Origin of the sequence: Streptomyces sp. NPDC005263 (genome assembly GCF_042872365.1) — a bacterium.
Classification (GTDB): Bacteria; Actinomycetota; Actinomycetes; order Streptomycetales; family Streptomycetaceae; genus Streptomyces.
Genome location: NZ_JBIAKJ010000002.1, coordinates 1,025,816 through 1,037,678 on the forward strand (window position 1 = coordinate 1,025,816; position 11,863 = coordinate 1,037,678).

Sequence of the window (11,863 nt, forward strand, 5' to 3'; positions counted from 1 at the left end):
AACCATGTTCGAGACCCGTAGCACCTGGCCCACAGCAGAGCAGGCGTACGCCGACGCCCCCAGCATCCTCGACGAGATCGGATGGACGGCCCGCACCATCGCCGCCCGGGAGTGCTTCACCGCGCTTGATCGGAACTTCTACCTGCGCAAGGCCGCGCTGCTGGACCGCATCGCGCTGCTCGACGAGCCCGACACCCCCGGTGACGTCACTGAAACCGCCGTGGCCGCCGCGTTGTACCTGATCGACACCGACCGAGCGGACGTCACCGACGACCCGCGCGCCTACGTCCGCCAGCAGTACGCCCTCAGCCTCACCACCGACGACCAGTAGCTACGCCAAGGGCGGCCCCCTCGTCTCGCCAAAGATCCGGGGCCGCCCTTGCCAACCAGTCCACAACAGACCTGTTGGAGGCATCCAGCATGACCCAACCCACCGCCGCGGCGCAGGACGGCGGCAACGTCAGCTTCTGCACCGGCTCCGCTGCACTGGACCAGGCCGTGGAAGCCGTCACTGGCCTGCCCACCGTCCTGGTCGGCGAGAAGGACCCGGCCGCCTCCCGGCTGCTGGCCGCCCGACTGCCGCACGCCCGCAACCTGGGAGACATCACCGCGGTCGACTTCGCAGCACTGGCCACCACGATGGCCCGCCCGGCGGCGCTCACCGCTGGTTTCCCCTGCCAGGACATCTCCAACGCCGGACCTCGGGGAGGGATCGCCGGTGACCGCTCAGGACTCTGGAAAACCATCGCCCAAGCCATTCGCCACCTTCGCCCCCGCCTCGTCTTCCTGGAAAACGTCGCCGCCCTCCGCAGTAGGGGACTCGACGTCGTCGCCGCCGACCTGGCCGCGATCGGGTACGACGCGCGATGGATGTGCCTACGCGCTGGAGATCCCGAAGTCGGAGCCTGCCACCGCCGCGACCGCTGGTTCGCCGTCGCCTATCCCACTGCTGAAAACCCCCACCTCCCAACTCGGACGCAACGGCGGACCCCAGCACCCGGACAAACGCAAAGCCGGCGGGCACGGGCCAACGCTGGAGGACGAAGTGGTCTTCTTGCTGCCCCCGACGGACACCTGAGGCTGCTGCCCACCCCCGCCGCCGCCGACGGCACCGGCGGCCCCGGCACCTCCCCCAAACGGCAGGGCGGCATGAACCTGCGTACCGCCGTCACTTTGCTGCCCACCCCCGCCGCGCGTGACTGGAAGTCCGGCGCCTCCAACCTGCTGGAGACCAACTCCCGCCCGCTCAACGAGGTGGTGGTCAACCTGCTGGCCACCCCCAAGGCGTCCGACGGACCGCACGGTGGCCCCAATCAGCGCGACACGGCCGGCAACTACTACCTCCCCGGCCAGGCCGTCCGCCTGGACGGACAGTGGGTGGCGACCAACGGCACCGACTACGGGCCCGCCATCCGCCGCTGGGAGCAGGTACTGGGACGCCCCGCACCGGAGCCGACCGAGCCGGGCACCAAGGGCAACCGCCGACTGTCCCCGGCGTTCGTGGAATGGATGATGGGCGCCGATCCCGGCTGGGTGACCGGCACAGACCTGGGTCTCTCCCGCTCCGACCAGCTCAAAATCCTCGGCAACGGCGTCGTCATCCATCAGGCATTCCTCGCCTACCGCACGCTGCTGGCCGCCGACTCCGCACTCGACGCCACAGCCCCGGCCCAGCTCGCCCTGGACATCGCCTAAATACGCCAAGGGCGGCCCCCTCGTCTCGCCAAAGATCCGGGGCCGCCCTTGCCAACCAGTCCACAACAGACCTGTTGGAGGCATCCAGCATGACCCATCCCACCGACATTCGGCGAGTGCCCGCCGCGCTCACACTCGCCGCGCACGGCGTGCCCGTGCTTCCGCTGCGAGCGGGGAAGGGCCCATTCGGGAACTGCCGTACCTGCGCCCGGAACAGGTGCGGCGGCCGGCCGAACATGAAGACCCCCGGGCCCTGCGCCTGCCCGTACCCCTGCCACGCGTGGGCCGCTGCTACCACCGACCTGCACACCCTGAACTCTCCGCAGTGGGCGACCGCGTGGCGCACGGCTGCCGCGGTGGCCTACCACCCCGGCGGGGCGGGGGTGACCGTGGTCGACCTGGACAATGCGGCGGCCATCGCGTGGGCCCGTGCCACGCTGCCCGTGACGCGGACCGTGGCGACGACGCGGGGCGAACACTGGATCTACCAGGGCGTCATGCAGTCCGTGAACGCGGTCCGGCCCGGCGTGGACATCAAGTCTCTTATGGCGTACGCCCGTTGGCTCGGACCCGGCGCGGGTGCCACGGCCGTTCTCCCGGACGTGGTGCGCGCGCTGGCAGTAAAGGAACCGTCCCCCGCCCGCAGGGCGCCACAGAGCCTCACAGTGTCCCTGAGGGGGCAGGGTGGGGCGTGCCCGCACCGCACACCCACCTACCTGGATCGTGGCATTGCCATGGCGGAACAGCGCATCACCGACGCCGGCAGTGCGGTGCACGCGACGGTCTACCGGGCGTTCCTCGCGGTGCTGTCCACGCACGGCCGGTGCGGCTGCCTCACCGACATCCACGTCACCCGGCTGTTCACCGCCGCGCAGGCCAAGGGCGAAAGCGTCCGGCACTGCACGGACGCGTGGACCAACGCCCGCACCACGTTGGGACTGTGACCATGTCCGACGACGACAAGAACCCGGCCCGCGAAGTCATCACCGACTACGCGCAAGCGCACTTCCGGTACTTCCGCACCGCCGACGGGACCGTATACGCGCAGAAGAATGGCCACCCCGTGGCCCGTCCGATCCGTTCCCAGGGCACCACGGGAAGTCACCGGCAGGAACTCATGGTCGGCCTGTTCAGGGACGGGTGCGGCGTGTTCAACGGGACCGCGCTCAAGGAGGCGTTGGACTTGATCGAAGCACTCGCGCTGGTGGAGGACGTGCAGCCCGTCCACATCCGGGTTGCCCCGGGGTTCGACGGGGCGACGTGGCTGGACCTGGGCCGCGATGACGGGCAGTCCGTCCGTATCCACCCGTCGGGATGGGACATCCTCACCCCGGACCCGCGGGAAGTGTGCTGGCGGCGAACGCAGCTCACCGGGGAACTTCCCCTGCCCGTCAAGGACACCGACGGCAAGGGCATCGATCTCCTGCTGAGGCTGTGCAATTTCGCCACCGCGGAGACCGAGTGCCTGGCCATCGCGTGGCTCATCGGCTGCTTGGGGCCGTCGGTGCCCGTCCCTGCGCCGTTCCTCACCGGTCCGCAGGGTGCGGGCAAGTCCACGGGTGGGCGGATGCTCGTGCGGATCATCGAGGGCATGACCGGCGACCTGCGCCGCGCGCCCAAGGATGAGGAAAACCTGATCGCAGCCGTGGCTGCCGGTTGGGTGACCGCGCTGGACAACCTGTCCCACATGACGCCGGACCTGTCCGACGCCATGTGCTGCATCGTCACCGGCGCCGAGAGCGTGAAGCGGGCCCTGTTCACCGACGGGGACGTGTTCCGCGTCGGCTACCGCCGCCCCCTGCTCCTCACCGGCATCGACGTGGGAGTCATCCGGCCCGACCTGGCCGAACGGCTCCTGCCGCTGCGGTTGGAGCGACCCCGGGTGCGGCGTACCGAGGATGAGCTGTGGACGGACTACGCGCAGGTGCTGCCCGTTGTCCTCGGCTCCCTGCTGGACCTCACGGTCAAGGTCCGTGCCGTGGAAGCGGAGACGCCCACGGACCTGCGGATGGCGGACTTTGCGCACCTGTGCGCGCAACTCGACGCAGCCACCGGCCTGGGAGCGCTCAGCGCCTACCGGGCCAGTCTCGATGACCTGAACGACGACGTGATCGAGGGCGACCTGTTGGCGCAGACCGTCATTGAGCACGCGGCGAGCATGGAGGCGGGCGCGGAAGAACGGATGACGTCCACGCAATGGCTGCACTGCCTCAGTCGCCTCTATGCGGGCGAGGAGCTGCGCGCGCTGCCCAAAGGCTGGCCGACCACGGGCAAAGTCCTCTCCGACCGGCTCAAGCGTCTTCAGCCCACCCTCGCCGCCCGGGGTGTGATCATCGACTCCGGCCGCACCAAAGAGGGCCGCTACATCGAAATGACCCGGCTCGCCCCGCCCTCACACGAGCAGGAACGGGCGTTCTGACCGGCACCGCCTACCGCCCGCACAAGCAAGAGGAGCACGCCCCGCCCGGGTGCTCCTCTTGCTGTTCGCCGCCGCGCGGCGCCCCAGGGACGTGCCGCGAAGCGGCCCCTTCTTCACTCTCTGAGCGGCACTGCACCACCACAGACAGCCCCTCTTTTTTCTTAAGTAGGGGAACGCTGCGTCACCTGCGTCACCCGACCCCACAAAACGGCGGGTGACCTGCGCAGACACGGGTGACGCAGACGGCATATCTCTGCGTCATCCTGCGTCACCTGCGTCACCGATGACGGACAGCCTGCGTCACCGATGACGCACGCCCAACCCTCTGCGTCACCTCAAACCCGCAGGTCAGCAGCGTGCGCTACGCAGATGACGCGGGTGACGCAGAAATCCCCACCTCGGACACACGCGACGCCCCCAAGCACCCCCGGCCCGCGCACGAAGGGCACGCCATGAGCACCGCACGTGAACAGCCGGACCCGCGCGCCACGCTCCGCGCCGGCCTCCCCGACCGCTACCTCACCGCCGACGACATCGCCGAAATCTTCGAGGTTCCCCTCGAAACCGTCTACCAGTGGCGCAAGAAGCGCACTGGCCCGCCCGGCTTCCGCATCGGCAAGCACCTTCGCTACGACCCCGCCGACGTGCATGCCTACGTCTCCGACCGCAAGAACGCCGACCGCGACGCCGCCTAACCGAACAGCCACCACACAGCAGGGAGAGCCGCCCGCGCGGCTCTCCCTGCCGCATGTCCAGAGAGGACCTCTGCCTGATGGCAGGCCACATCCAAGACCGCTGGTTCAAGACTGAGACCGACTCCGACGGCAAGACCGTCCGCGTCAAGAGCGACCGCCACGGCACGGGCCTGCGCTACCGGGCCCGCTACATCGGGCCCGACGGCACCGAGAAGAGCAAGAGCTTCCCTGACGGACAGAAGCGCCTCGCTGAGAAGTGGCTCACGAACATCGAGGCCGACATGTCACGCGGCCAGTACGTCGACCCCGCCGCCAGTCGCGTGACGTTCGGGCAGTACGCGGAAAAGTGGCTGAGCACGCAGACCACCGCCATGACGACCCGGGAGTCCGTCGAATCATCCCTCAGGGGTCACGCGATCCCTTACCTCGGGCCGCGCCCACTCGGTTCCTTCAAGCCGGAACACATCCGGGACTGGTTGAGCAAGCTGGAGTCCGCCGTACCCGCGTCGTCGTACCGGCGGGTGATCTACAACAACGTATCGACGGTCCTCAACGCCGCCGTCGATGACGGTCACCTGTCGAAGAACCCTTGCCACGCGCAGTCTGTTCGTCCCCCTGCCCCCGGGACGGGCCGCATTGTGCCGTGGAACGCAGAGCGTACCTTCGCCATGCGCGCGGCCCTCCCGGAGCGCTTCCGCGCGACAGTCGACCTCGGAGGCGGTTGCGGGCTCCGTCAAGGCGAGATCTTCGGGCTTCCCGTCGATGACATCGGGTTCGACTCGGGATGGCTGCACGTCGCCAATCAGGTGAAGGTGGCCAGGGGCCATCTCGTGTTCGCCCCTCCCAAGCGGAACAAGGAACGCGACGTTCCCTTGCCGGACTGTGTGGCTCAGGTCCTCAAGCAGCACATGGAGGACTTCCCGCCGGTAGACGTCACTCTTCCCTGGCTAGGACCAGATGGTCCGCCCGTCACGAAGCAGCTCGTGTTCACCCGCCTCGACGGAGCGGGCGCCGTCCGGCGAACCGACTTCAACACCCGGGCATGGAAACCCGCCCTTGTCGCCGCCGGCGTCATCCCCGAGCCGAAGCCAGGGGAGCGTCACCAGGCCGCCCGCGAACACGGCATGCACGCCCTCAGGCACTTCTACGCGTCCGTCCTGCTGGACGCCGGCGAGAACGTCAAGGCGCTGAGTGCCTACCTCGGGCACAACGATCCGGGGTTCACGCTCCGGGTCTACACACACCTCATGCCGAGTAGCGACGCACGGGCCCGCAAGGCAGTGGACGGCCTGTACGAGGGCACCGATCCGGGGCCGGACGGCCCAGAGACGGCCCAGGGGGAGTGAAACGCCACGGGGCCGACGGTCCACGACCGTCGGCCCCGCGCGTCGTTCCAGCGGGAAACCCGCTCTGACCTGCGCCTACAGCGCCGGAAGGTTCTTCCGCAGCTCGAACGCGGTGACCTCGCTCCGGTACTCCTCCCACTCCTGGCGCTTGTTGCGCAGGAAGAAGTCGAAGACGTGCTCGCCGAGGGTCTCGGCGACCAGGTCGCTGCGTTCCATCAGGTTCAGGGCCTCGCCCAGGTTCTGCGGCAGCGGCTCGATGCCCATCGCGCGGCGCTCGGCGTCGGAGAGGGCCCAGACGTCGTCCTCGGCGCCCGGAGGAAGTTCGTAGCCCTCCTCGATGCCCTTCAGGCCGGCGGCCAGGAGCACCGCGTACGACAGGTAAGGGTTGGCGCCGGAGTCGATGGAACGGACCTCGATGCGGGCCGAACCGGTCTTGCCGGGCTTGTACATCGGGACCCGGACCAGGGCGGAGCGGTTGTTGTGGCCCCAGCAGATGTACGAGGGGGCCTCGCCGCCGGCGCCCGCGGTGCGCTCGGTGCCGCCCCAGATGCGCTTGTAGGAGTTCACCCACTGGTTGGTGACGGCCGAGATCTCCGCCGCGTGCCGGAGCAGACCGGCGATGAAGGAGCGTCCGACCTTCGAGAGCTGGTACTCCGAGCCCGACTCGTAGAACGCGTTGCGGTCACCCTCGAACAGTGACAGGTGAGTGTGCATGCCGGAGCCCGGGTGCTCGGAGAACGGCTTCGGCATGAAGGTCGCCTGGACCCCCTGCTCCAGCGCCACCTGCTTCATGACCAGGCGGAACGTCATGATGTTGTCCGCCGTGGAGAGCGCGTCGGCGTAGCGGAGGTCGATCTCCTGCTGGCCGGGGGCACCCTCGTGATGGGAGAACTCGACCGAGATGCCCATGGACTCCAGCATGGTGATCGCCTGACGGCGGAAGTCCATGCCGATGTTCTGCGGGGTGTGGTCGAAGTAACCCGAGTTGTCGGCCGGTGTCGGGCGGGAGCCGTCCAGCGGGCGGTCCTTCAGCAGGAAGAACTCGATCTCCGGGTGGGTGTAGAAAGTGAAGCCCAGGTCGGAGGTGCGGGCCAGGGCGCGCTTGAGCACGTACCGCGGGTCCGCGAAGGACGGCGAGCCGTCCGGCATGAGGATGTCGCAGAACATCCGGGCGGTGCCGGGTGCCTCCGCGCGCCAGGGCAGGACCTGGAAGGTCGAGGGGTCCGGCTTGGCGATCATGTCGGACTCGTAGACCCGGGCGAAGCCCTCGATCGCGGAGCCGTCGAAACCGATGCCCTCATCGAAGGCCTGTTCGAGTTCGGCCGGGGCCACGGCGACGGACTTGAGGAAGCCCAGCACGTCCGTGAACCACAGGCGTACGAACCGGATGTCGCGCTCCTCCAACGTCCGGAGCACGAACTCCTGCTGCTTGTCCATCTTCCGCTTTCCCATCCTTGCTGGTCAGGCCGCCTGTTTTCCGGTCCAACGGGAGGCGGTCGGGCACCTGAGCATCCCACCACAACCGCGTTTCGTGCGCATTGCGCACCATGATCGGGGAATCGACCTCGGTGCGAACGCCTCCCATACGGCAGGTGTACTGCTCCGCTGCCCATCTTGCCTGTTCGCACCCGCATCCGTAATGCCGGGATCCGCAAGCTTCTTCTTCGGCCATTCCCGAGCCGTCACGGCCAATCCCGCGCCCTCGCCACGAGAGCCCTTTCCCTCCCTATTACGATCAGCTGACCGACCGGCCCCTCTTCCCCCAGAAGGACATCCCATGGGCTCCGCCAAGAACAGCAGCGCCAAAGACGGCAGTGCCAAAGACGGCAGTGGCACGGCGCGCAAGGCGCGCATAGAGGAGATGCGGCGCGCCGAGCAGAGCCGGGAGCGGCGCAACCGCGTCCTGGTCATCGCCGCGAGCGTCGTGGTGGTCGTGGGTCTCGTGGTGGGGACGGTCGTCCTCGTGCAGTCGCAGTCCGACGACGGCGGCAGCACGACCGCCGACGGGAAGGGCAAGGGTCACTTCGTCACGGGCTCGGACGGTGTGAAGACGTGGAAGGGGACGCTGGGCCGCACCCACGTCGCCAAGACGGTGAAGTACCCGATGGAGCCCCCGGTCGGCGGCGACCACAACCAGGTCTGGATGAACTGCAACGGCGACGTCTACACCAAGGACCTCAACAACATGAACGCCGTGCACTCCCTGGAGCACGGCGCGGTGTGGGTGACGTACACCAGCAAGGCCTCGAAGGCGGACGTGGACGCGCTGGCGGCGAAGGTGAAGAAGACGCCGTACACGCTGATGAGCCCGGACGACCAGCAGAAGGACCCGATCATGCTGACCGCGTGGGGGCACCAGCGCACGGTGACCAGTGCCGACGACCCGAACGTCGACAAGTTCTTCGAGAAGTTCGTGCAGGGTGAGCAGACGCCGGAGCCGGGCGCCGCGTGCACGGGGGGTCTGCCGCAGTGAGGTTCGCCTCAGTGGCCGTCGCCGTGGCCGGGGTGCTGGTCGCGGCGGGCGCCATCAGCTACGCCGTCGCCGAGGACGGGAGTTCGGACAGCGTTCCCGCCGCCGAGTCCGCCGACGCCGGGTTCGCCCGGGACATGGCGGTGCACCACCAGCAGGCCGTCGAGATGTCGTACATCGTGCGTGACCGCACCGACGACGAGGAGGTGCGCCGGCTCGCGTACGACATCGCGCAGACGCAGGCCAACCAGCGCGGCATGCTGCTGGGCTGGCTCGACCTGTGGGGTCTGCCGAAGGTGTCCGCCGACCCGCCGATGACCTGGATGGGCATGGGGGACATGGCCACCGGCAAGGACGGGGCGCTGATGCCGGGCATGGCGACCAACAGCGAGCTGAAGCAGCTGAACAAGCTGAGCGGCAAGCAGGCCGTGGTTCTCTACCTCCAGTTGATGACGGACCACCACAAGGGCGGCATCCACATGGCCGAGGGCTGCGTGGACAAGTGCACGGTCGGGGTGGAGAAACGACTCGCGCAGGGCATGGTGGACGCGCAGCAGTCGGAGATCGACCTGATGGCGGGCATGTTGAAGGAGCGGGGCGCGAAAGCCCGTCCGTGAAGGGTTAACCCTCGGTCCCCGTCGCGGTCCGGTCGCGGGTTAACCCTCAAATGGCCATGTCATTAGGTTACTTGGGGCCTTCTTGGCCCTGGCATTCCCCTGGCATGAACGGTTCGTCGCGAGAGTGGCCACCGTCGAGTGATCTACTCGCGTCGAACCGCACAGGGGGTTCCATGAGATCCAACCGCGCCAAGGTGCGCGCCGGGATGAGCATGGCAGCGACACTGCCCATGCTCGCCGGTGCGCTGGCGCTCGGCATACCCGCGGCGCACGCCGCCGACAACCCGGGCCGGGACCTGCTCGCGGGCACCAAGCCCGCCTGGGCCACCGCCAAGGCCGACAAGGGCGCCACCGCGGACGCCTCCCAGGTCACCGCCCGGGTCTACCTCGCCGGCCGCGACGCCGCCGGACTCGCCGAGTACGCGAAGGCCGTGTCCGACCCGACCTCGGCGTCGTACGGCCAGTACCTGAGCGCCCATCAGGCGCAGGTCCAGTTCGGGGCGACCAAGGCGCAGGTCGCCGCGGTCAGGGCGTGGCTGACGGCGGCCGGTCTGAAGGTCACCGGGGTCACCCCGCACTACCTCACCGTCTCCGGTGACGTCGCAGCCGCCGAGAAGGCCTTCGGCACCCAGCTGCACAACTACGCCAAGGGTTCCAAGACCTACCGCGCGCCGGCCAAGACGGCCTCCGCGCCGGACAGCCTGAACGGCGCCGTCCTCACCGTCACCGGTCTGGACAACGCACCGCACGTGGCGCGGCATTCCGACCAACTGCCGTCGCCCGCCGCCGTGTTCAAGAACTCCGGACCGTTCTCGTCGTACTACGGCTCGAACACCGCGAGCACCCTGCCGGACGCCTACGGCGGGAAGGTCCCCTACGCGGTCCAGGGCTACACCGGCAAGCAGCTGCGCGCCGCGTACGGCGCGGGCAGCTACACCGGCAAGGGCGTGCGGGTCGCCATCACCGACGCGTACGCCTCGCCGACCATCGCCTACGACGCGGCCACCTACGCGAGCAAGCACGGCGACGCGGCCTACACCAGCAGCCAGCTGCGTCAGGTCCTGCCCAAGAAGTACACGAACACCGAGGCCTGCGACGCCTCCGGCTGGTACGGCGAGGAGACCCTCGACGTCGAGGCCGTGCACGCGGTCGCGCCCGCCGCGAACATCACGTACGTCGGCGCCGCCTCCTGCGGTGACGACGACCTGCTCGACTCGCTGGGCAAGGTCGTCGACAAGCACCTGGCCGACATCGTCACCAACTCCTGGGGCGACATCGAGGCCAACCAGACGCCGGACCTCGCGGCCGCCTACGACCAGGTCTTCCAGCTGGGCGCGGTCCAGGGCATCGGCTTCTACTTCTCCTCCGGCGACAACGGCGACGAGGTCGCCAACACCGGGACCAAGCAGGTCGACACCCCGGCCAACTCGGCGTGGGTGACGGCGGTCGGCGGTACCTCGCTGGCGGTCGGCAAGGGCGACAAGTACCTGTGGGAGACCGGCTGGGGCACCGAGAAGGCCTTGCTGTCCGCGGACGGCAAGAGCTGGACGGGCTTCCCCGGCGCGTTCACCTCGGGCGCGGGCGGCGGCACCAGCAAGACGGTCGCCGAGCCCTTCTACCAGAAGGGTGTCGTCCCGAACGCGCTCGCCACGGCCAACAACGCCGCCGGCAACCGCGTCGTCCCGGACATCGCGGCGATCGCCGACCCGAACACCGGCTTCAAGGTCGGCCAGACGCAGACCTTCCCGGACGGGTCGGAGAAGTACAGCGAGTACCGCATCGGCGGCACCTCGCTGGCCTCGCCGGTGATCGCGGCGGTCCAGGCGCTCGCCCAGCAGGCACGCGGCGGCAAGGCGATCGGTTTCGCCAACCCGTCGATCTACGCGAAGTACGGCACGAAGGCGTACCACGACGTCACGGACAACCCCACGGGCTCCGGCCTCGCGGTGGCCCGCGTCGACTACGCCAACAGCTTCGACGCGTCCGAGGGCCTGCTCACCTCCGTCCGCACCCTCGGCGCGGACAGCTCGCTCAAGGCCGTGAAGGGCTACGACGACGTCACCGGCGTGGGTACGCCCGCGAACGGCTACGTCGAGTCGTACACGCGGCACTGACGTCTTCCGAGCACCGTGCGCCCGCTCCTCCTCGTCCGGAGGGGCGGGCGCACGCGTGTGCCGGAGTCAGCCGGTTCCTCTGTGCCGACGGTCAACCATCAGGAAGACCAGGAATCCGGCAGCGAAGAGCAGCGCACCGGCGATCAGGAACGGCACCGGGGCGTACTCGTCGGTGCAGGTCTCCCCTGTGGCCGTCGCCCGGCACACCGTCCCCGGGCCGCCGCGGTTCAGGTAGGCGAGGTAGAAGAGAGGCAGCGACAGGCCGGTGACGCCCCCGACGGCGGTGTTCCGGTGCCCCTTCCGCAGCAGGAACACGGCGGCCAGGACTCCCAGGGCGATCAGAACCAGCCCCACGGACAGCAGTGCGGCCAGCCCGAGGGCGACACACCCGCCGACCGCGAGCCAGGCCAGGAACCAGCCCCACTCCGACGTGCGACGGTCCAGGGCTGCGACAGCCTTGCGTTGCACGGCGCCTCCCGCTGGCGTGAGACTGCGGCGATCGGACGG

11 protein-coding genes are annotated in these 11,863 nt (G+C 69.0%); 9 read left to right on the forward strand and 2 right to left on the reverse strand.

Annotated elements, in window-relative coordinates; translation table 11 throughout:
* The first annotated feature begins 4 nt into the window (after window positions 1–4).
* The 6 genes from ACFYRY_RS11845 to ACFYRY_RS11870 all read left to right on the forward strand — a co-directional run bounded on the left by ACFYRY_RS11845 (window position 5) and on the right by ACFYRY_RS11870 (window position 6,155).
* The gene (locus tag ACFYRY_RS11845) at window positions 5–331 is read left to right on the forward strand and encodes a hypothetical protein (protein WP_389142801.1); all 327 of its coding nucleotides are present in this window, start codon (window positions 5–7) and stop codon (window positions 329–331) included.
* An 89-nt stretch (window positions 332–420) separates the two neighbouring features.
* Window positions 421–1,695: a DNA cytosine methyltransferase gene (locus ACFYRY_RS11850; RefSeq protein ID WP_389142804.1), complete on the forward strand. Its 1,275-nt coding sequence runs from the start codon at window positions 421–423 to the stop codon at window positions 1,693–1,695.
* A gap of 89 nt (window positions 1,696–1,784) precedes the next feature.
* On the forward strand, window positions 1,785–2,639 hold the full coding sequence (locus ACFYRY_RS11855) for a bifunctional DNA primase/polymerase (protein WP_389142807.1): 855 nt from the start codon (window positions 1,785–1,787) through the stop codon (window positions 2,637–2,639).
* 2 nt (window positions 2,640–2,641) lie between these two features.
* The gene (locus ACFYRY_RS11860; protein ID WP_389142810.1) at window positions 2,642–4,114 is read left to right on the forward strand and encodes an ATP-binding protein; all 1,473 of its coding nucleotides are present in this window, start codon (window positions 2,642–2,644) and stop codon (window positions 4,112–4,114) included.
* A gap of 452 nt (window positions 4,115–4,566) precedes the next feature.
* Window positions 4,567–4,809 carry a helix-turn-helix transcriptional regulator gene (locus ACFYRY_RS11865; protein ID WP_389142813.1) on the forward strand — a complete coding sequence of 81 codons (243 nt, stop codon included), beginning with the start codon at window positions 4,567–4,569 and terminating at the stop codon, window positions 4,807–4,809.
* Between the two features lie 77 nt (window positions 4,810–4,886).
* Entirely contained in the window at window positions 4,887–6,155 is a 1,269-nt protein-coding gene (locus tag ACFYRY_RS11870; RefSeq protein ID WP_389142815.1) for a tyrosine-type recombinase/integrase, read from the forward strand.
* 75 nt (window positions 6,156–6,230) lie between these two features.
* On the opposite strand, the gene glnA is transcribed toward ACFYRY_RS11870, so the two are convergent.
* Window positions 6,231–7,592 (reverse strand): type I glutamate--ammonia ligase, encoded by a 1,362-nt coding sequence (gene glnA / locus ACFYRY_RS11875; RefSeq protein WP_389142818.1) that lies wholly within the window; start codon window positions 7,590–7,592, stop codon window positions 6,231–6,233.
* Between the two features lie 340 nt (window positions 7,593–7,932).
* Between glnA and ACFYRY_RS11880 the strand changes: the two genes are divergently transcribed.
* The 3 genes from ACFYRY_RS11880 (at window position 7,933) to ACFYRY_RS11890 (ending at window position 11,356) form a co-directional block, all read left to right on the forward strand.
* Complete coding sequence (locus ACFYRY_RS11880) at window positions 7,933–8,628, forward strand: DUF3105 domain-containing protein (RefSeq protein ID WP_389142821.1); 696 nt, start codon at window positions 7,933–7,935, stop codon at window positions 8,626–8,628.
* Between the two features lie 11 nt (window positions 8,629–8,639).
* Window positions 8,640–9,242 carry a DUF305 domain-containing protein gene (locus ACFYRY_RS11885; protein WP_389142824.1) on the forward strand — a complete coding sequence of 201 codons (603 nt, stop codon included), beginning with the start codon at window positions 8,640–8,642 and terminating at the stop codon, window positions 9,240–9,242.
* A gap of 173 nt (window positions 9,243–9,415) precedes the next feature.
* A complete protein-coding gene (locus ACFYRY_RS11890) occupies window positions 9,416–11,356 on the forward strand; it encodes a protease pro-enzyme activation domain-containing protein (RefSeq protein ID WP_389142827.1) in 1,941 nt (646 codons plus the stop codon).
* 66 nt (window positions 11,357–11,422) lie between these two features.
* On the opposite strand, the gene ACFYRY_RS11895 is transcribed toward ACFYRY_RS11890, so the two are convergent.
* Complete coding sequence (locus ACFYRY_RS11895) at window positions 11,423–11,824, reverse strand: hypothetical protein (RefSeq protein ID WP_389142829.1); 402 nt, start codon at window positions 11,822–11,824, stop codon at window positions 11,423–11,425.
* Window positions 11,825–11,863: the final 39 nt, after the last annotated feature.

Coding starts and splice junctions, on each gene's coding strand:
- ACFYRY_RS11845 (WP_389142801.1), top strand. CDS start 5: ATGTTCGAGACCCGTAGCACCTGGCCCACAGCAGAGCAGGCGTACGCC.
- ACFYRY_RS11850 (WP_389142804.1), top strand. CDS start 421: ATGACCCAACCCACCGCCGCGGCGCAGGACGGCGGCAACGTCAGCTTC.
- ACFYRY_RS11855 (WP_389142807.1), top strand. CDS start 1,785: ATGACCCATCCCACCGACATTCGGCGAGTGCCCGCCGCGCTCACACTC.
- ACFYRY_RS11860 (WP_389142810.1), top strand. CDS start 2,642: ATGTCCGACGACGACAAGAACCCGGCCCGCGAAGTCATCACCGACTAC.
- ACFYRY_RS11865 (WP_389142813.1), top strand. CDS start 4,567: ATGAGCACCGCACGTGAACAGCCGGACCCGCGCGCCACGCTCCGCGCC.
- ACFYRY_RS11870 (WP_389142815.1), top strand. CDS start 4,887: ATGGCAGGCCACATCCAAGACCGCTGGTTCAAGACTGAGACCGACTCC.
- glnA (WP_389142818.1), bottom strand. CDS start 7,592: ATGGACAAGCAGCAGGAGTTCGTGCTCCGGACGTTGGAGGAGCGCGAC.
- ACFYRY_RS11880 (WP_389142821.1), top strand. CDS start 7,933: ATGGGCTCCGCCAAGAACAGCAGCGCCAAAGACGGCAGTGCCAAAGAC.
- ACFYRY_RS11890 (WP_389142827.1), top strand. CDS start 9,416: ATGAGATCCAACCGCGCCAAGGTGCGCGCCGGGATGAGCATGGCAGCG.